This window comes from Pirellulimonas nuda (assembly GCF_007750855.1).
Taxonomy (GTDB): Bacteria; Planctomycetota; Planctomycetia; order Pirellulales; family Lacipirellulaceae; genus Pirellulimonas; species Pirellulimonas nuda.
In genome coordinates this window covers 4,528,261-4,549,958 of record NZ_CP036291.1, presented here as the reverse complement: position 1 = coordinate 4,549,958, position 21,698 = coordinate 4,528,261, and the positions used below count along the sequence as shown (strand labels likewise).

Genomic DNA, 21,698 nt, shown 5'->3' with positions numbered 1-21,698 from the left:
CCGCAGCCTCCCGGGGAGCCTCCCGGGGACACCCATCCTTAGAGCCCCCCGGGGACACCCATCCTTAGAATCTCCCGGGGACACCCATCCTTAGAATCTCCCACAACCCCCGCTTGACCAATATCTGTTCGCGTGTGCACTGCACGGCGTGCCGTCCTTGATTTGTTGCGGCAGCAGCGTAACGCAACGCTACCGCAGGTACGGCAGGTCGCCCTTGTTGGCGGCCGATAGATCGACCAGCGCCGTTGCAAGCGAGCGGACGATCGCGTCGAAGTAGCTCTGGCCCTTCTGGGCCGTCGCTAGGGAGGGGTCGCCGCTGCCGGTGTCGGGGTGGCACGCCGACCAGGGGCGGGGCGTCCAGAAGCCCGGTTGTCGCAGGCCGTCGATCGCCGGTGCGATCCGCTCTCCGGCGCCCGCCCGGTGTAGCTCTACCAGGTCGGGCCGCAGGTGCAGCATCAGGCTGGTTTCGGTTTCGTCCGCGTGGTCGCCGGGGGCGTCGAACACCGCTGCGCGGACGTCGGGGACCATCTGGTAGAAGTTGGCCACGACGATCAAGATCGGCAGCTCCGACTGCAGGTCGCGCACCAGGGGCTGGAACTGGTTGCCGCCGTGCGCGTTGACGATCACCAGCCGATCGATCCCCTGGGCCACCAGCGACCGCGCGATGTCGCGCAGCAGCGCCGTGGCGGTGGGGGTGGTGATGCTGATCGTGCAGACCTGGTCGAGCTGCTGCTGGTCGTTGCCGAACGGGATGACCGGCAGCACGATCACCCGGGCGCCGTCGGCGGCGGCCAGCTCGGCGGCGCGCTGGGCGAAACTGGTCGCCTGGATCGCGTCGGTGCCGTAGGGGAGGTGGTAGTTGTGGGCCTCGGTGGCGCCCCACGGCAGCACGGCCACGCGTGGCGGGTGGTCCCGCAGGCGTCGGTAGTTGGTTTCCAGCAGCACGTGATTGCGGATCGCCATCGTACGGACCTCCGGGTTGAAGTGCGTCGTGCACGCGGTCGATGCCGCACGCCCGCAGCGTAGCACTTGCAGGCTGTGGCACGGAGAGGCGCCGATCGAAGCAAGAGCGCCGGCGTTGTTCACGGCGTTGTCGATGATGCAGAACTTGGCCGCGGGGTGGGCGCCCGCTCGTCGGCACGGATCGCCGAAGGGTGCGTCGCCCACCTCCACGCCGCCGGCAGCTATGGCCACGCAAGCCGGGGGCAGGGCGCCCGGCGGAGAATAGAGACTCCGACTCATTTTGCCGGCCGGTCGTTTACACTGCCCGCAAAGAGGCGTACGCTGCTTGCGCGGTGACCAGTTTGATTTCCTCTCGACCAAGGACAACTTCGATGCGTAACGAAGTGCGGCGATCCGTTTGGCGCTGTTTAGCGCTGGCGGTGGTGATGGCGTGTGCGAGCGGTACGCACGCCCAGGACAAGAAGCCCAACATCTTGTTCATCATGGGGGACGACATCGGCATCATGCAGCCGGGTTGTTACCACCAGGGTCTGATGGTTGGCGAGACGCCCAACATCGACCGACTGGCCAACGAAGGGGGCCGGTTCATGGACTACTACGCGATGCAGAGCTGCACGTCGGGGCGCTGCGCGTTCTTTACCGGGATGGAGCCGATCCGCGTTGGGCTGACCGTTCCGCAGCTTCCGGGCAGCCCCGCTTGGCTGCGCCCGGGCACGCCGACGCTTGCGAAGGTGCTGCTCAACCAGGGCTACACCACGGGTCAGTTCGGCAAGAACCACCTGGGTGACCACGCCGAGTCGCTGCCGACCGCGCAGGGCTTCCAAGAGTATTGGGGTTACCTGTACCACCTCGACGCGATGCAGCAGGTGAGCTTCCCGGACATCAACAAGTCGCCGACCGAGCAGGCCGTGGCGCCCCCCGGGCTGAACACCCCGATCCCGGGCCTCACGCCCCCCAAGGGATCGGTGGACGCCAAGACCACCATCAGCCTGATCCCGCCGCGGCCGATCCTTTCTTGTGCTTCCTCGGACGGCACGCAGGCCAACCAGCAAGTCGAGAGCGCCGGCGAGCTGACGCTCGAGAGGTCGAAGACGGTTGACGAAGAGATTTCCGATCACGTGATCGACTGGCTCGACCGCAACGCCCCGAAGAAGACCGGCAAGCCGTTCTTCTGCTGGTACAACCCGGCCCGCATGCACGTGACGACCGTGCTGTCGAAGAAGTACGAGGACATGATCGGCGTCAAAGGGGGCAAGGACTGGGGCGCCAACGAGGCCGGCATGAAGCAGATGGACGACAACATCGGCTACGTGCTGAAGAAGCTTGAGGACATGGGCGAGCTCGACAACACGATCGTCGTGTTCACCACCGACAACGGCGCCGAGGCGATCAGCTTCCCCGACGGCGGCGTGACCCCCTTTAAGGGCCAGAAGGGGCAGGCCTGGGAGGGCGGCTACCGGGCGCCGTGTGTCATCCGCTGGCCGGGCCACATCAAGCCGGGCACGCTCTACAAGGAGATGTTCGCGTCGTACGACTGGCTGCCAACGCTGGCAGAGATCGCCGGCGGGCCCAAGGGGGACGAGCTGGACAAGACGATCCAGGCCGGCAAGTACCCGAAGTTCGCCAAGACGAAGCTGGCGGGGGTCAACCAGATCGACTACCTGACTGGCAAGACCGACAAGTCGGCCCGCGAGACGTTCATCTACTACTCGGGCGCCACGCTGTCGGCCGTGCGGTACAAGAACTGGAAGTTCTACTACTCGATGGCGGCGCCCGGCCCGGACGGCTGGCTCGACCCGCTGATCACCTACAACTTCACGCTGGTGAACAACATCAAGCGCGACCCCTTCGAGCAGGCGGTCGGCAGTTGGCAGAAGACCGCGGCCTCGATACAGGGGGCGCTCGCGTCGCCGAGCACCGCGTACATCTACGACTGGAACCTGCTGCCGATCAGCCAGGGCATCGCGCTGCGGCACCTGGAGTCGTTCCAGGAGTTCCCGCCGATGCAGGCGCCCCCGTCGTACAACCTGGCTCAGGTGATGGCGCAGATTGAGGCGCAGAAGCGTCAGATCCACAACTCGGGCCACCCGAGCGACTGACGCGGCAGGCTTGCGACGCGCTTAGCGGCGGGCGGCCCAAGTGGGCCGCCCGCTTTTTTTGGCGCCTTGTCGGTTACGACCGGGGCTCCATACGGCCTGGGCTCGCTTCTACTAGGCCGGCCGCCCGTGCAGCAGGGGCGAGCCCGCAGCCAAGGGGATAACCCCTTTGCTTCAAAGCGGTTGCGGTCGGCCGGCGGGCGCTCCGATCGCGGCCTAGATTATCTCCGGGGGCGGCGCGTGCGCGTCGCCGGCGGTTCGGCGGTTGCAAAGGAACGGGGCTCATGTTCGGACGGATGCTCGACTGGCTGGTGGGGAAGTGGCAGTGGCCCAGCGCGGCGCTGTTCGCGGCCGGGTTGCTGGCGCTGCTCGCCCCCTTCGTGTTTCGGTTTGCGGGGCTGGCGCTGGGGCTCGTGTACCTGCAGCTACCCATCTACATGCTGCACCAGTTTGAGGAGCACAACCACGACCGCTTCCGCCTGTGGGTGAACGCCAACATCGGCCACGGGCGCGACGTGCTGACGCCGATCGCGACGTTCTGGATCAACTCGCTGTTTGTCTGGGGGGTCGACCTGGCGGCGCTCTACCTGGCGACGTTTGTCGACCTTTCGCTGGGGCTGATCGCGTTGTACCTGCCGATGCTCAACGCGGTGGGGCACATCGTCCCGGCGATCGTCAAGCGTCAGTACAACCCCGGGCTGCTGACCAGCGTGGCGGTCTTCTTGCCGGTGGGGCTGCTGAGCACCTACGTAGTGTCGCGCGCCGCCGGCGCCGATGTTCACGACCACCTGCTGGCCTTGGGGGTGGCGGTGGCCGTGCACGGCGCGATCATCGCGCACGTACGCCGGCGGATGGCGTTGCTCTCACGCGCCGCGGCGCCGGAGATGCCGGCGGGGCTTCCCGCGTAGCAGCCGCTCAAGGATTACGCCTACACTTCACCACAGAGCCACTGAGAACACAGAGGCCAACGGAGAAAATCTCTCGCGAAGACGCAAGGTTGCGCACCCTTCGGAATTGCTGCATTTCAGCTTCCTTGCGCCTTTGCGATAGAAGAACGACGTCGGTACTTCTCCCGTCCGTCTCTGTGTTCTCAGTGGCTCTGTGGTTCGCTTGATGCTTGCGGGAGTTTTCTTCGATCCGTTGCCCAGGTCAGGCGCCGGCCGGGCTATAGCTCGTCCGCGCCGGTCACGTTTGTGATCAGCGCCCGCAGCTTGCGCCGCAGCAGGGCGTAGCCGAAGAACCGGCGGCCTAGCTCGTAGTTTTTGGCCACCATGGCGTCGCGGTAGGCGTGGTCGGTGATGACGCGTTGGACCCCCTGCACCACCTCGCGGGTGAGGTAGCCGTTCATGGCGACCACGTCGAACCCGCGTGGTTCGATGTCGGTTACGTAGATCGAGTAGCGGTTCACCAGCACCGGCTTGCGGTAGTAGAACGCCTCGAGCAGGGCGTTGCCGAAGCCCTCGTACAGGCTGGGGTAGGTGATGAAGTCGGCGTGGGCGTAGGCGTCGGCCAGCAGGAAGATCTTCTCGCCCTGCTCGTTGTAGCCGCGTTCCTCGCCGATGCGGGTCGGCACGTAGCGGAGGTCGACCCCCTGCTGCTCGGCGAGCTCCTGCAGCGAGTCGCGGTAGGCGTGCCCCTCGTCGCCCGACTCGTGCGAGATCACCAGCTTGCAGCGCGGGTTCTCGAGCGCCTTGATCAGGTTGATGGAGTGCTCGATCCCCTTGCGGGGGACGACGCGCGTGGGCTGCAGGAACAAGATGTCGTCGGGCTCGATGCCGATCGCTTGGCGGAAGTCGCGGTTGAAATCGTCGATGCCGGGGGGCTCGGTCTCGAAGTTCAGCACGTTGGGCACCAGCACGCTGGAGGCGCCCCGGCGGTGCGACAGGCTGCGCTGCCCCTCGCTGTTGATGGTGACGTGCTGGATCGACGGGACGGTGCAGGGGAACGCCATCCGCAGCAGGTCGCCCACGCAGTTCACGCTGAAGCGGTCCCGCTCCCAGTAGAAGTCGTGGTGGTGGGCGATGGTGGGGAAGTTGGTCTCTGCGCAGAACATCGAGATGGCCACCCCCAGCGGGATGTTCATCGGGATGCACAACGCGTTCTGCACCACCATGATGTCGATGGAGAACCTCTCAACGAACTCGTACAGCGTCCGCTTGAGGTGCTCGGCCAGGGCGAAGATCCGCCTGGTCACTTCCGGGTCGCGCCGCACTGCGCCGAAGGCGCGTTCGCTGATCCAGTCGATGTCTGGGTGGCCGAACCAGGCGTGCGGCACCAGCATGCTGACCGCCGGGTCGGTGTCGAGCTTGCCGGCGTACCAGTGGCTTACGTGGCGGTGGTCCCACAGCACCTTGGCCCACTTGGCGGCCTCGAGCGAGACGCCGTCGGTGCCGGCGAAGCGGGTGCCGACGAACCCGATGTTGCGGCCGGAGGGTGGGATGATGGGGTTCATTCGGCGCGGGGTGCGTGTGTTGTCGTCATTACACGGACGGGCCGGGGGCGAGGACGCCCCGGCTCACAAGGAGCGACGTGCGGGCCGGGGCGTCCTCGCCCCCGGCCCGTCGCGATCTGCGATCGCTGCTCGGGGGCTCTCCCCCGCAACTGTACGTCCCCATCACCGTGGTGCAAGCCGCATGACCGTCAGAAGCTGTGAGAGCCGGGTGACGACGGCGTCTGCCCGCACCCCCTCGACCAGCGGATCGCCGTGGCGCATGCGCAGCGAGCGCCCGTCGCCGGCGAACAACGCGGTTCGCAGCCCCGCTGCTTGGGCGGCGGCGATGTCGTTCCGCAGGTCGTTGCCCACCATCAGGGCCTCGCCGGGCGCGATGCCGTGGGCCGCCAGGCGCCCAGCCGCCTCGTCGTACAGGAACCGGCCCGGCTTGGCCTGGAGGTGCTCGAACGACCAGACGCACAGCGAGGGGTCGAACCCCAACGCCCCCAGCGGCGCCCCCAGCAACGCCTCGACCGCCAGCGGCGTGTAGAACTGGGCGTTGCTGACGATCCCTACCGCGACGCCGCAGCGGCGCAGCTCGGCCAGCAGCTCTGCGGCCTCGGGCATCGGCCACACCGGGTTCACCCGGCACTCGTACTCAACGGCCACGCGCCGCAGCGCCGCGTCGTCGGGCGGTTCGGCCCACGGGAGCCGCCGCCACACCGCGACGATGTCGACCTCCGGGAACTCGACCCCCTGTTCACGCAGCCGGGCGTGCTGGGCAGCGATCTGGTCGTGCAGGCGCTCGACCAAGCCGTCGCGGTCGATGCAGCGGTGCAGCCCGCACACCGCCAGCGCGTCGACGGCCATGTCGCTGCGCGCGAGCGGGTCGGCCAGGCTGATGTCGCCGCTGGCGCTCGCCAGCAGGGTCCCGTAGACGTCAAGCAGCAGCGCGCGCACGCCGTCCAGGGGCGTGGGGGCCGCCTCCACGTCGGTCGGAAGCGGCGCGAGGGGCCTGCTGAGCTGGGCGATTAGGCGCACAAGCTGATCGTCGGTCACGCCCTAGGCCTCGGTCCGCACGGGGTGCAGGCGGTCGGCGCGCAGGTAGTGCCGCAAGATCACGGCGCCGTCGACGACCCCCTGGTCTGCGGCGCAGGGCCCCGCCGGGGCCTCTTGCACCGCGGCGTACGTGGCGCAGAGCTTCCCGCCGATGGACTGGGGAGAGTAGTGCTGGCGGACGACCGCGGCGTTCGACTCGATCGTCTCGCGGTGCGACTGGGCCGTGGCCTTGAGCCCCGCCGCGACGGTGGGGTTGAGCTCCAGCACCCGATCGATCGCCGATGCGCCCTCCTGCCGGATACGCGTGACGACGTCTGCTTGCCAGTGGGTGGGGAGCTGGGCGAAATCGATGGTCCCCTCGGCGCCGATCGCGGCGAGCTGCGCTTGGCGCTCGTCGGCCAGCGGCGCGCCGTCTGTGGCGAACCCGTAGTCGCGGCAGACCCACTCGTGCAGCTCGCCGATCGCTTCGCGGACCTCGTCGATCGGCAGCCAGTCGACCGGCAGCTTGATGTCTGGGTCGAGCAGGTCGAAACGCATGCCGAGCGTTTCGAAGTCCCCCGTGATCTCCGGCAGGTTGCGTCCGGTGAGGGGTCGGCCCGCGAGCCACGCCTCGAGGAACACCAGCCCGAAGCCCTCGGCGACGCTGGTGGTGAGAAGCGCATCGGAGGCCGCCAGCGAGTCCTCGTACTCCAGCCGGCCGAGGCCGCCGATGTCGAAGCGGCACGGCAGCCGCAGCCGTTCGGAGAGCCCGTGCCAGCGGTCGTACGAGGGGAGCTCGACCGGGCTGATGGGGGGGAGCGTGAGCGCCGCCATCGTTTGGCCCCCATCGAGCGCCGCGTGCAGCAGCATCTCTCCCAGGTTCTTCCGGCGGATGCCGCGCACCGGGTAGACCAGCAGCCGTTGGCCTTGTTTGAGCCCCAGCCGCTGAGCGACCCGCGCGCGGGCCTCGTCGCGCGGGGGCGCCTTGTGGAAGTCGACCACCGGGTTGGGGAGCAGGTGGACGCGCTCGGCGGCGACGCCGGCCTGGAGCAGCAGGTCCGAGTCGCGCGTGGTGAGCGTGGCGTAGTGGATCGACGGGTTTTGCGGGTACTGAACCCGGGCGATCGCTTGCGGGTCGCGGAGCCCCAACGACCGCTCGAGCCGCCGGTAGTTGGCGGGGCGGAAGTCTTCGATGAAGTCGTGCACCTGCAGCAGCAGCCGGTAGCCGCGGTCGGCGAGCAGGGCGAGCGCGCCGGGCACCGATCCGTTCTTGCCGAGGGAGTGGTTGTGAAAGTGGATCAGCGTCTGATCGACCTTCATGCCGTGGTCGCCGAGCACCTGGTGCAGCCGATCGGCCATGGCGTCGGGCCTGGCCGACGCCGACTCGGAGTACTCCAGCTCCGCCACGGGAACCAGCTCCAGCTCAAACGGGGGCGTCTCGTCCGGCTGCGGCGCCGGCCAGCCGCCGCGTCGCCCCCCGTACAGCACCACCACGCGTTCGGGCCGGCTCGCGGCGGGGCAGGCCGCCAGCGCACGCAACTGGTTGCGGATGACCTGGGTTACGCCCCCCGAGTCGAGGTGGTAGTGCGCGATCGCGAGTTGCATTGGCGGCGGTGACGGTAGATAGGTGCGTAGCCCTCTCAGGCTCGCCAACTGGGGTTGCTGTGTCAACTGGACCGCGCCGCTGGCACATCTCCGCCAATCAAACCCCGGAACTAGCCGACGGGTTACGCCCCGTCGGCGCGATCCGGTGGGCGTCACCTTCTCAGCCACCCCGACGGGGCGCAACCCGTCGGCTGCTGGCCAAGGCATGCTATACTGACCGCCATGCCCGACTTCGCCCAGCACGGTCCGATCACCACGCTCCACGAGCTGGGGACCGTGCACCCAGAGCAGATCGAGGCCAACCTCCGCGCGGCGGTCCAGCGCCACCCCATCGGCCTCTTGCTGCCGGTCACGGCCAGCGACATGCGGGCAGAGCCGTTCGCGCGGATCGCTCAGAAGCTGGCCGCGGCGGACTACATCGACACCACGCTGGTGCTGCTCAACCGCGCCGATTCGGTCGAAGACTACCGCGAGTGCCGCAGGATCGTCTCGCAGCTCGGCCCGCGGGCGCACGTGCTGTGGACCGACGGCCCCCGCGGCGCCGCCGCCTTTGCGGAGCTTACCGACGCGGGGTTCGACGTCTCGCAGCCCGGCAAGGGGAGGGCGGTGTGGACCGCCTTCGGCTTCCTGCTGGCCGACCCGCGGCTCAAGGCGTTTGTGCTGCAGGACTGCGACATCGTGAACTACGACAACGAGATGCTGGTGCGGCTCTGCCTGCCGATGGCCCACGCCAGCGTCGATTTCGAGTTCGCCAAGGCCTACTACGCCCGCGTGACCGACCGCATGCACGGCCGCGTGGTGCGGCTGCTGATGACGCCGCTGCTGCGGGCGATGATCGCGGTGCTGGGGAGCGACCCGTTCCTGGTGTTCCTGCGGAGCTTCCGCTACCCACTGTCGGGCGAGTTCGCCATCAGCGCCACGCTGGCCCGCTCCAACCGCATCCCGTGCGACTGGGGATTAGAGGTCGGCGTGCTGGCCGAGGTGTTCCGCAACACGTCTCCCAAGCGGGTCTGCCAGGTCGACCTCGGCAGGCTGTACGAGCACAAGCACCAGCCGCTGGACCGCAGCGACCCGCATTCGGGTCTGCTGAAGATGGGCTCGCAGATCATCCAGAGCATCCTGCGGACGCTCGCCAGCCGCGGGCAGGTCTTGAGCCAGGGCCACCTGATGACCCTGCAAGCAGCCTTCTTGCGGCTCGCCCAAGACGCGGTGCGGCAATACCACGCCGACGCAATGATGAATAGCTTAGAGTACGACCGGCACAGCGAGGAGCAAGCGATCGAGGCGTTCGCGGCGCTCATCGCCACGGCCGGCCAGGCGGTGCTGGACGATCCGACCGGGGCCGCGGCGCTGCCGACCTGGAGCCGAGTGATGGCGGCGCTGCCCGATTTCCCCAGCCGGTTGCGGCAGATCGCCGAGGACGACGCAGCAGAATTCACCGGCGAGCCGTCGCCCTAACCCGCACCAGAGCAAGCAGCCGCCGGCGTCAACCACGGACGACGATTGCCACGAAAAGGCACAAAGAAGCACAAAGACGGAATGTGCCACGTATAGCACAGACGACACGGACGAGTCTTGGCGAGTAAAGTGACACGCCGGCAGTAACATCTTTTCTTAGGAGCATTGTGATGCGATCGCGATTGGGCTGGATTGGGGTTTGTTTCTTGGCGGTGACTCCGGTGGCGGCGGACGAGCCTTCCCAGGCTCGCGATGCGCAGGCGGCTCGCATCGCCGAACAGATCGCGCAGGTACGCGAGAGCTACCAACGCGAGCACCCCGAGCTGCGTAGGCCCGGCAGCGACCAGGAGTTCCGCGATCAAGTGCAACGCGTCGCGGGGACTCGTGAAGCGCGGGAGACCCGTGACGGGCGGGAGACCCGTGAGCCGCAGCAAGACCAGCGGTCACGCCGCGACACCGACGCGCGCCAGCGTCCCGCGGGCCGGCCGATCGCTCCGCAAGACCGCCCCAGGGACGCCCCTCCCGGGATGTTTGCTCCGCCGGGGCCGGCGGGTCCCTCTCATGCCGGCTCTCATGCCGGCCCCCAAGCTGGGCAGCAATGGGCGCAACCCATGCTTCATGGGCCCCCCACGCAGGGCCCGCCACACTCGGCCGGCCCGGCGATGCACAACCCGTACGCCCCAACCCCCCCCGCGGCCGCCAGCAAGCAACGCGTGCTCCGCGATATGGCCTTCGAGCTGGAACGCCACGCCCACGGGCTCGAGAACCTAGAGTTGTACAACGAGGCCGACGGCCTACGGTCGGCGGCGGCCAAGCTCCGGCAGTCGGCCCGGAAGATGGACGCCCCCAAGGCCGCCCCCAAGTCCAAGCCAGACAAGCCCGAGGCCCGCAAGCGCGACGGAGACAGCGAAAAGTCGCAGAAGCGGCCGCCGCGCGCCGAGGGGCACGTCCCGCCGCGCGAGACCGGACATTAATCCAAATCGCGTGTGAGCCGGGGTGTCCCCACCCCCGGCGACGCTCAATGAACCCGCTACTGCGTGGCGCCCGCAGCACCGTGCGATGGACGATTGATCGCGCCGCGCCGGGGGCGGGGACGCCCCGGCTCGCTCGTGTACTCACGAAACTGCGAGGTTTGTTGACACCCCCAACCCCCGCCATTAGTCTTGATCCTGTAGGGGTTTAGCGCAATTCTGCCCCTCTTTCCGACCCGATCCGCACTCCGCACGGCCCGTGTTATGACCCCCCTTGGCAAGTTCCTCATCGAAAAGCGGGTGGTCAGCAAGGAGCAGTTTGCCGAAGCCGAGGCGCTCTCCAAGAAGAACCACAGCAAGGTGCAAGAGGCCCTGGTTTCGCAGGGATACGCCACCAGCGAGCAGGTTTCGCAGGCGCTCGCGGACATGCACGGGTACGAGTTCTACGACCTGCGAGACGTGCCGATCCCCCCCGCCGTGGTGGAACTGGTCCCCGAGTCGGTCGCCCGCGAAAACGCGGTGATCCCGCTGGCCGAGGAGGACGACGCCCTCAAGGTGCTGGTGAGCGACCCGGACGACTACGAGACGTTCGACAAGCTGCAGTTCATCCTCAACCGCAAGATCAACATCGGCATCGCGACGCGGGAGAGCATCCTCGAAGCGATTAACCGCAACTACGGCCAGATGGGCGACGAGTCGGCCGACTCCATGCTGCAAGAGTTCACCGACACGGCCATCGACTTCACCGAGACCGAGGGGGACGACGCCGACTCCGACGACGAAGAAGTGGACGAGGCGAGCGCTCCGATCGTGCGGTTTGTGCAGCTCATGATCGCCGAGGCGGTGCAGCTGCGGGCCTCCGACATCCATGTCGAGCCGTTCGAGGACCGGGTGCGGATCCGCTACCGGATCGACGGCGTGCTGGTCGAACGCGACAGCCCACCGCGGCGTCTGCTGGGGGCGCTGCTCTCCCGCATTAAGATCCTCGCCCGGATGGACATTGCGGAACGCCGCAGGTGCCAGGACGGCCGGATCAAGATCACCGCCGGCGGCAAGCAGCTCGACCTGCGGATCAGCATGCTCCCTACCAACCACGGCCAGAGCTGCGTGATGCGGCTCTTGGACCCAGACAACATCAAGATCGGGGTCCGGCAGCTCGGCCTGGGTGAGGCCGACTTCAAGAACTTCCGTAACCTCATCCGCCGCCCCAACGGCATCTTCTTGGTCACGGGCCCGACCGGCTCTGGGAAGACCACCACGCTCTACGCGGCGATGAACGAGCTCAACCGGCCCGACCGGAAGATCATCACCGCCGAGGACCCGGTAGAGTACTACCTGGCGGGCATCAACCAGGTCGAGGTGAAGCACAGCATCGGGCTGGATTTCTCACGGATCATCCGGGCGATGTTGCGGCAAGCCCCAAACGTGATCCTGGTGGGCGAAATGCGCGACTATGAGACAGCTTCGATGGGAATCCAGGCTTCTCTGACTGGACACCTGGTTTTCAGTACGCTCCATACCAACGATGCGCCCGGCGCCGTGTCACGAATGACCGACCTCGGCGTCCCCTCGTACCTCGTCGCAGGCAGCGTGATCGGAATTTTGGCGCAAAGATTGGTCCGCGTTGTGTGCTCGAAATGTAAACAACCGTACACCCCAACGCACTACGAAATCGAGACCGCCGGCATCACCCCCGAGCAGGTCGCCAAAGCCAACTTTATGAAGGGCCGCGGGTGCAATCATTGCGGCGGCAGCGGGTACCGCGGGCGCCTGGGCATCTACGAGTTGCTGCTGATGAACAACACGATCCGGGAGCTCACCTTCAAGAGCGCGTCGACCGTCGATATCCGTAAAGCCGCTGCAAAAGAAGGGATGCGCTCGCTCTTCGAGGACGGGATCGACAAGGTTTGCGCCGGCATCACCACGGTCGAGGAAGTCTTCCGCGTGGCCAAAAAGATGGGCTGATGGCGGCCCCCTCTGGCGCCTACCGCCCCCCCCCCGTGTGGACCGCCGCGAGGCGCGGGGCAGGGCCCGTTCGCGGGTGACGGTTGTGCTGGTTTGCGCGGCAGGTGGATGCCCAGCGAACCGCCACTGCGAGGCTCTTTGCGCCTAAATCGTGCTCAGCAAAACACTTGAGCTAGCACGCTACTGCGACAATAATGCTTTCGGGTCGGAAAGGCAGGGCGACGGCGGGCAACCGGCGCTCAACAACCCCCAGGCAGCGGAAGGCGTCTGGCAGAGGGGCGGGCGGAACAGCGGGGCTCTTCACTACCGCCGGGTCCGCCGCCAAGGAACAGAGCACAAGAGCCGCGGTTAACCGCGATCGAGGCCGGCAGGCCGATTCAGCAGCAGGCGTCGCCCCGGCGACCCGCGCCGATTCTGCCAACGGCCTTGTGCGCCATGGTTTTCAAGCGTTTTCTGGGCGGCGCCACGCGGTTCCCCGTGCGGTCGCTGCCCCCACCCGTCCGTAAGGCCCCCGTAAACGCCGCCAGGCACGAGCCAGCATGAGCACCGAATCCCCGGCCAACACCGGCACGATCCTGATCGACAAGCTGCTTGCCGCTGCGATCAAGCAGGGGGCGAGCGACATCCACATCACCGTGGGGCAGCCCCCGGTGTTCCGCATCAGCGGGCGGATGCAGAAGCTCAAGACCAAGGTGCTGGACGACCAAGACACGATGGCGTTGATGAAGAGCATCACGCCCGACCGCTGCCAACAAGAGTTCCAAGAGACCGGCAGCGCAGACTTCGGCTTCGCGTTCGGCGACGCCGCCCGCTTCCGTGTGTCCATCTTCCGGCAGCGGGGCAAGGTGGCCATGGTCCTCCGGCAGATCCCGGTCGACCTGTGGACGATGGACCAGCTCAAGCTCCCCGAGGTGTTCAAGAAGCTCATCATGCGGCCCCGCGGCCTGGTGCTGGTCACGGGACCGACCGGTTCGGGCAAGTCGACCTCGCTGGCGGCGATGGTCGACTACCTCAACGAGAACGTCGACCACCACATCATCACGATCGAAGACCCGATCGAGTTCCAGCACAACCACAAGAAGAGCACGATCAACCAGCGTGAGGTGGGGACAGACGTCACCAGCTTCTCCGAGGCCATCCGCCGCGCCCTGCGGCAAGACCCCGACGTGATCCTGGTGGGCGAGATGCGCGACCTGGAGACCATCGAGGCCGCCATCACCGCCGCGGAAACGGGCCACATCGTGTTCGGCACGCTGCACACCTCCAGCGCCGCGGGCACCATCAACCGCATCATCGACGTCTTCCCCACACACCAGCAGGACCAGATCCGCACCCAGCTCGCGTCGGCGATCATCGGCATCCTCTCCCAGCAACTGCTCAAGAAGATCGGCGGCGGCCGCGTCGCGGCGTTCGAGACGCTCATCGTCACCCCGGGCATCGCGAACCTGATCCGCGAGAACAAGATCTTCCGCATCACGTCGTCCATCCAAACCGGCCAGAAGCACGGCATGCAGCTTCTGGACGACCACATCTTCAAGGCCTGGAAAGAAGGCCTGGTGACCAAAGAAGACGCGCTGGGCAAGTGCAACAGCGTCGAGGACTTGGCCAAACGCTTCGCCGAAGAAGAGAAGAGCGCCTTCGACGCCAGCGCAGACCCGTACGAGAGTTAACCCTTAGCAACGAACGGGACGCGGATCGTCGCGGATTACGCGGATCCATCACGATGAAACACGGTCGTAACCCGCGTCCGATTCTTTGCCCCCAAACTAATTCTTAGCGTTCCGGAGTTTCCAACATGGCGATGCGTCGCATCGGACAAGTCCTGGTCGACCTCGGCTTCATCCTCGATGAGCAGCTAGAGCTGCTGGTCGAGGAGCAGAAGCAGCACCCCGGCGTGCTGATCGGCCGCGTGGCGATGGACCTCGGGCTGATCGAGGAAGAGCAGCTCGTGCAGGCGCTGGCCGAGCAGTTGTCGATCGATACGGTCACCGTCTCCGACCTCACCATCTCCAAGGAGGTGCTGGCGCTGGTGACCGAGCCGATGGCTCAGATGTACCGCATCGTGCCCGTCTCCTTCGAAGAAGACTCGCAGACGCTCACCGTGGCGATGTGCGACCCGCAGAACCTGGGGGTGCAGGACGAGCTGCGCACGTTCCTGGGCTTCAACATCCGCGTCGCGGCGACCACCGAGTCGTCGATGATCAAGGCCCTGGAACGCTACTACGGCGACAGCACCGAGAGCGTCGAGAGCCTGGTCGCCGACATGGAGGGGGACGCAGAGCTGGCCGCGGCCGCCGCGGCCCTGAACAACGACGGGCCGATCGACCTCACCAGCGTCGAGGCGCTGGCCGACAGCGCGCCGGTCCGCAAGCTGCTGAACATGGTGCTGCTGCTGGCGATCAAGGACCACGCCAGCGACCTGCACTTCGAGCCGTTTGAAGACGAGTTCCGCATCCGCATCAAGGCGGACGGCGTGCTGTACGAGATGGTCCCCCCGCCGCGCCACCTGGCGTTTGCGATCACCACCCGCATCAAGGTGATGGCCAACCTCGACATCGCCGAACGCCGGATGCCGCAGGACGGCCGGATCGAGCTGACCGTCGGCGGCCACCCGATCGACCTCCGCGTCAGCGTGCTGCCGACCATGTTCGGCGAGAGCGTCGTGATGCGGGTGCTCGACCGCTCGGTCGTGTCGCTCGACCTCGCGAAGGTCGGCCTGAGCGAAGAGATGCTCAAGACCTTCCGCACGATCATCCGCAAGCCCAACGGCATCATCTTGGTCACCGGTCCCACCGGTTCGGGAAAGACGACCACCCTCTACTCGGCGCTGAGCGAGCTCAACTCGATCGAGGACAAGATCATCACTACCGAGGACCCGGTGGAGTACGACATCGACGGCGTGATCCAGGTGCCCATCGACGCCTCGATCGGCAACACGTTCGCCAACTGCCTGCGGGCCATTCTGCGGCAAGACCCGGACAAGGTGCTGGTGGGGGAGATCCGCGACCTGGAGACCGCCGAGATCGCTATCCAGGCGTCGATGACGGGCCACCTGGTGTTCAGCACGCTGCACACCAACGACGCCCCCAGCACCGTCACCCGGCTCAAGGACATGGGGGTGCCCACGTTCATGATCACCGCCACGGTCGAAGCGATCCTGGCCCAGCGCCTGGTGCGGCGCGTCTGCAAGAACTGCCGCGAGCACTACGACCCGCCGCGCGAAGTGCTCGCAGACCTGAACATCTCGCCCGAGCAAGCCAAGAAGGGCAAGTTCTACCGCGGCGCCGGCTGCGAGGTGTGCAACAACACCGGCTACAAGGGCCGCGTGGGGCTGTTCGAGCTGCTCGTGATGACCGACGAGGTGCGCGAGGTCATCATGGCCAACGCCCAGGTCGAGGAGATCCGCGACCTGGCCGAGAAGCAGGGCATGATGACCCTCCGCAAGGCCGGCATGATCGCGGCGATGGAAGGCTCCACCACCCCCGATGAAATCATCCGCGAGACGGTTCTCGAAGGACACTAAGAGAGTAGGGCAGGCCCCGCCTGCCGAAACCGTGAAACGTTTGAGCAACTGAATCAACTGCGTCACTCGAAGACATCAGAAAATAGAACGCGGATCATCGCGGATAAATCGGATTGAGAAAGATCCAAGGATCCTTGAGTCGCCCCCGCTGTACGGCGTTTCAAGTCGTTTAAATTCATCACAGCGTTTGTGCCCTGCTTGATCCGTCGTAATCCGTTTCATCCGCGACAATCCGCGTCCCATTCGTTGACCGCTCTGTGGTTCACTAAGTAACCCACCAGACAACCATGCCGACATTTCAATTCAAGGCGATGGACGCCACCGGCGCCGAGATCGAAGACGTGATCGATGCGGCGAGCGAGGAAGAAGCCCAGAACACGATCCGTCAGATGGGCTACTTCGTCACCAAGATCACGGTGAAGAAGGCCCGCAAGAAGGCCGAGGCCGGCCCCGTCAAGAAGAAGCGCGGCTTCGTGTTCGGCGGCGTGAAGAGCCGCGACCTCACGGCCTTCACCCGGCAGCTCTCGATCCTGCAAGACGCGGGCCTGCCGATCCTCCGCAGCCTGCGGATCCTCGCCAGCCAGGCCAAGCCGGGCCGGCTGAAGTACTCGCTCGAAGACACCTGCGAAGCGATCGAGGGGGGCGACACCCTCAGCGAAGCGATGGCCAAGAGCCCCAAGTGCTTCAACCGCCTGTACGTGAACATGATCAAGGCGGGCGAGGCGGGCGGCGCCCTCGAGCTCATCCTCCAGCGTCTGGCCGACTTCCAGGAGCGGAGCGAATCGCTCAAGCGCAAGGTCAAGGGCGCCATGGTCTACCCGGTGGTGGTGGTCTCCGTCGCCGTCGGCATCCTCACGTTCATCATGCTGAAGATCGTCCCGGAGTTTAAGAAGATCTTCGACGAGTTCGACCTCGAGCTCCCCAACATGACGCTCATGCTGGTCGGCACCAGCGAGTGGGTGGTGCACTACTGGTACCTGATCCCGATGATCCCGGTGTCGATCTGGCTGTTCATCAAGATGATCCGCAAGTTCAAGCACGGGCGCATCGGCTGGGACCAGTTCACGCTCAAGGTCCCCATCTTCGGCGCCCTGATCGAGAAGAACACGCTGGCCCGCACCGCGCGGACCCTGGGCACGCTGGTCTCCTCTGGCGTCCCCATCCTCGAGGCGCTGCAAATCACCCGCGACACCTCCGGCAACGCCATCTTCGAGCGGCTCTACAGCAAGATCAGCGAGGCGATCCGCGAGGGCGAATCCATCGCCAAGCCGATGAAAGAAAACTCGTTCATCTCGTTCCACCCGGTCGCCGCCTTCTTCTGGGCGTTCGTGATCCCGGGGATCGGCATCCTGCTGTACCTGCTGAAGGTGCTGCAGAAGGCCCGCATCCTGGACGACATCGTGGTGAACATGGTCGACGTCGGCGAAGAGACCGGCGAGCTCGACACCATGCTCTACAAGGTGGCCGACGTGTACGACGAAGAAGTCGCCGTGCTCACCGACAGCCTCACCAAGCTGATGGAGCCGCTGCTGATCATCTTCCTCGGCGGCGCCGTCGGCTTCATCGTCATCGCGCTGTTCCTGCCGCTGGTGAAGCTGATTGAAGGACTTACTTAGAGCGATGAGTGATGAATGAGGAGTGATGAATGACGCGCAGGCGTTGAGCGGCTGTGTTGCGACGGACAAACCTTCTATGAGTGAATTGATTTCAAGGACGCCAATCATGAACAACCAACCAGCCCGCGCCCCGCTTGCGCGTCATTCATCACTCAGCACTCATCACTCAGCCTTTACGTTGGTCGAGCTGCTGGTGGTGATCACCATCATCGGCATCCTCGCCGGCCTGATCACCGTGGCCGCCGTGAACGCCATGAAGGCCGCCGCACGCACGCGCATCAAGGCAGAGATCAACAGCTTCGACCAGGCCATTGAAGACGACAAGAACAACTCCGGCGGCGTCTACCCCCCCAACTGCCAGACGGACGGCGCCGGGCCGGTCGACGAGACCGCCGTGTACAACGAGCTGCGCCGCTACCTGGCCAAGCGTTTCCCCCGCAGCCGCGAGCCGGACGGCCTGGTCCGCGCCCTGGCCGGCGTGGCGACCTCGGGCAACCCGAACCTGCCCGGCGGCATGACCGGCTCCGAGGCGGTGGTGTTCTGGCTCGGCGGGTTCAGCAGCGACGTGAACTTCCCCATCTCGGGCGAGGGGGGCCCGTCGTACATCGACTCGGCCAACCTGAACTCTCCCATGGCCCAGGCCGACCCGATCGAGAACCGCCGCTGGGCGCTCGGCATCAAGCCAGAGCAGCTCGCGCCGCGCGACCCCGACGGCTACTTCGACCAGACCGACAACCGCTACCTGGTGTACCCCGACCCAACGTTCAATGGGCGTTCACGCCGCATCAACTTCTGGAGCTACCTGGCGCCCGGGTCGCCCCAGCCGCTGGTCTACATGGCCGCGCCGCAGGTGAGCGGCCTGACGCTGCAGAACGACCCGCCGGCGGCCGGCCCGGCCGTGGCGTTCTCCGGCCAGGCCTCCGATTGGTCGCAGCTTCAGAACGTGTACGCCATCAAACGCACGAACCCCACCGCGAACATCCAGAACTCGGTCTTCGCCAACGCCGGCAAGTTCCAGATCCTGCACTGCGGCATCGACCACCGCTGGGGCGTCCTGCCACAAGTCAACGCCAGCGGCGTGTCCCCGCTGCTCTACCCAGCCGGCCCCTTCGCCGCCTCCGAATACCTAGCCGACACGCTCACCAACTTCACCGACAGCACGCTGGAGGACAGCCAACCTTAGTCCGCCTGCGGTCCGCCTGCGGCGGAGGGGGGTGTTCGCCTGCGGCGAACGGGGGTTAGCCCTGCGGGCTGGGGGTTATCCGCCTGCGGCGGATGGGGCTAGGGGGACGGACGCGCAAGCGTTGCAGAGGGGGCGATTGAAGCTGCGAAACAAGCAATGAAACCTACTCTCCAAAACACGAACGATCTCGCAGCTCAGCCGAGCTACCGCATCGCCCTGCGCGTCCCCCCAACCCCGTCCGCGTCAGCGGACAAACCCCGTCCGCGCCAGCGGACAATCCCCGTCCGCGCCAGCGGACAATCCCCCGCCCGCAGGGCCGTGACGCTGGTGGAGTTGTTGATTGTTATCGCGATCATCAGCATCTTGGCGACGCTGATGCTGGGCGTTGGCGCCGCGGCGGGGGAGACGGCTCGGCGGGCGCGGACGCAGTCGGTCATCACTCGGCTGCACGCGTTGATGGTGGAGCACATCGACGGCTACGCCAACCGCCGGGTCGAGCTGAATCAGAGTGTTGAGGGCGCGTTGGACACAACGTTCAGCGCGGCGCAGCGACGCCAACGCGGCCAGGCGCTGGCCGACGTGCGGCTGTACGGCCTGCGAGAGCTGATGCTGATGGAGATGCCCGACCGCTGGAGCGACGTGGCGCTGGCGGACATTACTGCGGCGAACTACCCCGCCCCGGTTTATCTGGAACGCGCTCCCAGCCTCAACTCGCTCTACCGTCGCCGTTTGAGGCAGCTCAACGTCGCCACGAACGCCAAGACGGGCATGACCAACACGAAGGACGAGATCCTCGCCAATCAATCGGCCGAGTGCTTTTACCTGTTCATCATGAACGCCACCGCCGACGGCGAGGCGCCATCGCTGTTCAAAGAGAGCGAGGTCGGCGACACCGACGGCGACGGCGCCCCCGAGTTCCTGGACGGCTGGGGCAAGCCCATCGCGTTCTTGCGCTGGGCGCCCTCCTACCAGTCGGACGTGCAAATGAACGCCAGGAACTTCTTGAACGACAACGACTGGCGCGAGAAGGCGGCCGCCGACCACGACCCGCTCGACATCTTCCGCCGCGACCCGTACGCGTACCGGCTGCTGCCGCTGATCGTCTCCGGCGGGGGGGACGAGGTGCTGGGCCTGTCGGCGCCCGCGGACGCCGACGTCCCGTGGCGTGCATCGTTGGCGCCGTTCAGCCTCGCCAACAGCCTCTACTACCTGAAGCCGTTCGGCGACTACTCCAACCGCAACCTGGCCGGTGAATCGCTCGGTAGCGGCGCCGCCGACAACCTCACCAACCACCTCATCGCGACCCGTATCCGCGAGTAACATGCAACTCCGCCGCAACGAAAAAAGGGACAGGCACGTTTTCGCCCAGGCAATGGTCGAGGGTTCGGGCTGCGCGCGAGAAAAGGCGAGCCAGTCCCCTTTCTCATCCCTCGCCCCTCGCCGCTCGCCGCTCGCCCCCTCCGCCGCAGGCGGAATGACGCTGGTCGAGCTGCTGGTGGTGATGGTGATCATCACCACGCTGGTCGCCGCGGCGATCCCGCTGCTCTCGCCCCCCGGCGATGAACGCGTGATCCGCGAGGCGGCACGCGGCGTCAACACGTTCCTCGCCGGCGCCCAGAGCCGGGCCATCGAAACGGGCCGGCCGTTCGGCGTGGCCCTCAAGAAGCTCTCGCAAGACACGGGCCGGCTGGAAGACTCCGCCGTGTGCCTAGAGATGTACTACGTCCAGCAGCCGGCGCCCTACAGCGGCTTTGATGACGCGGCACGTGTGCGGATTGCGTTGGACGTAGACAACTCGGGCGCCTTCTACGCGAACCAGCCCTACCAAGTCCGCATCCAGTTCGTGCGGCTCGAGTCCAGCGGCGCTGCGAATCTGCCGTCTGGCGTTTCGTACGAGATCATGCCCGACTCGTTCTTCGGCCCGGGGGACGTGATCGTCATCGACGGCGCCGAGTTTGTCTTTATCGATGACAATGGAAACGAAGGGGGGCTCGACAGCCGCGGGCGCTATCCTGCTACCGCCGGCTTTCCCGACGGAACCTTATTGGCCCGCGGGCCAACAAACATCCACTCGGCGTTCAGCTTTGTCTACGACAACCAAGGCGTCCGGGTTTCTGTGCCCCCTAACCCATCGTTACCCCCTCTCGAGTATCCCTATTGGACCGAGCCGCTGCGGTTCAAGCTGCTCCGCCAGCCCGCCCCCACGTCCAACCAGCCCTACCAGCTCCCCACCGGCGCCGCGATCGACCTGCGGGCCTCGGGGTTCACGGTCCGCATCGCTGGCAACGCGACCAACGCGACGGTCACCAATGGCGAGTTTGCCAAGCCCGACCTCGACACGGGCACGGCCTCGCAGGTCAACAACCCCATCGAGAACAACAACCCCGTTTACCTGATGTTCTCTCCCGAGGGCTCCGTTGAGCGCGTGACCTACGACCTGGGCGCCTCGGCGTGGGACACGAGTGGCGTGCCCATCAACAACTACTCGGCCAACCCCTTCTCCGAGCCGGTCACCGACAACGTGCACCTGCTGATCGGCATGCGTGAGAACAGCCCGGCGCCGTGGGTCGACTTTACCGCGTTCACCGGCACCGAGCAGGACCTGGCGAGCGCGAAGGCCAAGATCAACTGGCTGAACCTCAACAGCGAGTGGGTCGTGATCGGCGCCCAGACCGGCGCGGTGACCACCGTCCCCAACGCCGCGGTGAACCCCACGGCCATCAACAGCAGCCTCAGCCCCCTCGCCCGCCGCGCGACAGAGATCAACGCCGCCCGCGCCCTGGTGCGAGAGTCGGCCAAAGCAGGAGGCCGATAAGATGCAAACGAGACTTAAAAAAGGTGTCAGGAAC

At 66.2% G+C, this 21,698-nt stretch carries 15 protein-coding genes; 11 read left to right on the top strand and 4 right to left on the bottom strand.

The features are described from left to right. Window positions 1-189: 189 nt before the first annotated feature. On the bottom strand, window positions 190-1,194 hold the full coding sequence (locus Pla175_RS17720; protein WP_197526945.1) for a creatininase family protein: 1,005 nt from the start codon (window positions 1,192-1,194) through the stop codon (window positions 190-192). Window positions 1,195-1,334: 140 nt separating this feature from the next. Between Pla175_RS17720 and Pla175_RS17715 the strand changes: the two genes are divergently transcribed. Together Pla175_RS17715 and Pla175_RS17710 are read left to right on the top strand one after the other, a co-directional pair. Continuing rightward, entirely contained in the window at window positions 1,335-3,062 is a 1,728-nt protein-coding gene (locus tag Pla175_RS17715) for an arylsulfatase (protein WP_145288173.1), read from the top strand. 281 nt (window positions 3,063-3,343) lie between these two features. Next, window positions 3,344-3,967 (top strand): HXXEE domain-containing protein, encoded by a 624-nt coding sequence (locus Pla175_RS17710; RefSeq protein WP_145288170.1) that lies wholly within the window; start codon window positions 3,344-3,346, stop codon window positions 3,965-3,967. A gap of 257 nt (window positions 3,968-4,224) precedes the next feature. Here Pla175_RS17710 and Pla175_RS17705 read toward each other — a convergent pair whose 3' ends face one another. The 3 genes from Pla175_RS17705 to Pla175_RS17695 all read right to left on the bottom strand — a co-directional run bounded on the left by Pla175_RS17705 (window position 4,225) and on the right by Pla175_RS17695 (window position 8,133). Beyond that, window positions 4,225-5,511 carry a glycosyltransferase family 4 protein gene (locus Pla175_RS17705; protein WP_145288166.1) on the bottom strand — a complete coding sequence of 429 codons (1,287 nt, stop codon included), beginning with the start codon at window positions 5,509-5,511 and terminating at the stop codon, window positions 4,225-4,227. Window positions 5,512-5,673: 162 nt separating this feature from the next. Next, window positions 5,674-6,549 (bottom strand): HAD family hydrolase, encoded by an 876-nt coding sequence (locus Pla175_RS17700; protein ID WP_145288162.1) that lies wholly within the window; start codon window positions 6,547-6,549, stop codon window positions 5,674-5,676. A 3-nt stretch (window positions 6,550-6,552) separates the two neighbouring features. Next, window positions 6,553-8,133, bottom strand: coding sequence for a glycosyltransferase family 4 protein (locus Pla175_RS17695; protein ID WP_145288158.1), 1,581 nt, complete (start codon window positions 8,131-8,133; stop codon window positions 6,553-6,555). A gap of 222 nt (window positions 8,134-8,355) precedes the next feature. Between Pla175_RS17695 and Pla175_RS17690 the strand changes: the two genes are divergently transcribed. From Pla175_RS17690 to Pla175_RS17650, 9 genes are all read left to right on the top strand, one after another. Next, window positions 8,356-9,591 carry a glycosyltransferase family protein gene (locus Pla175_RS17690; protein ID WP_145288155.1) on the top strand — a complete coding sequence of 412 codons (1,236 nt, stop codon included), beginning with the start codon at window positions 8,356-8,358 and terminating at the stop codon, window positions 9,589-9,591. Between the two features lie 170 nt (window positions 9,592-9,761). Continuing rightward, complete coding sequence (locus Pla175_RS17685; RefSeq protein ID WP_145288152.1) at window positions 9,762-10,565, top strand: hypothetical protein; 804 nt, start codon at window positions 9,762-9,764, stop codon at window positions 10,563-10,565. 261 nt (window positions 10,566-10,826) lie between these two features. Further along, window positions 10,827-12,527: a GspE/PulE family protein gene (locus Pla175_RS17680; protein ID WP_145288149.1), complete on the top strand. Its 1,701-nt coding sequence runs from the start codon at window positions 10,827-10,829 to the stop codon at window positions 12,525-12,527. Window positions 12,528-13,066: 539 nt separating this feature from the next. Continuing rightward, complete coding sequence (locus Pla175_RS17675) at window positions 13,067-14,197, top strand: type IV pilus twitching motility protein PilT (protein WP_145288146.1); 1,131 nt, start codon at window positions 13,067-13,069, stop codon at window positions 14,195-14,197. Window positions 14,198-14,322: 125 nt separating this feature from the next. Beyond that, window positions 14,323-16,050 (top strand): GspE/PulE family protein, encoded by a 1,728-nt coding sequence (locus Pla175_RS17670; RefSeq protein WP_145288143.1) that lies wholly within the window; start codon window positions 14,323-14,325, stop codon window positions 16,048-16,050. Window positions 16,051-16,337: 287 nt separating this feature from the next. Next, entirely contained in the window at window positions 16,338-17,666 is a 1,329-nt protein-coding gene (locus Pla175_RS17665) for a type II secretion system F family protein (RefSeq protein ID WP_145288140.1), read from the top strand. A 106-nt stretch (window positions 17,667-17,772) separates the two neighbouring features. After that, window positions 17,773-18,849 carry a type II secretion system protein gene (locus Pla175_RS17660; protein ID WP_145288137.1) on the top strand — a complete coding sequence of 359 codons (1,077 nt, stop codon included), beginning with the start codon at window positions 17,773-17,775 and terminating at the stop codon, window positions 18,847-18,849. Window positions 18,850-19,005: 156 nt separating this feature from the next. Next, entirely contained in the window at window positions 19,006-20,169 is a 1,164-nt protein-coding gene (locus tag Pla175_RS26185; RefSeq protein WP_197526944.1) for a type II secretion system protein, read from the top strand. A 154-nt stretch (window positions 20,170-20,323) separates the two neighbouring features. Beyond that, a complete protein-coding gene (locus Pla175_RS17650) occupies window positions 20,324-21,664 on the top strand; it encodes a pilus assembly FimT family protein (RefSeq protein ID WP_197526943.1) in 1,341 nt (446 codons plus the stop codon). Window positions 21,665-21,698: the final 34 nt, after the last annotated feature.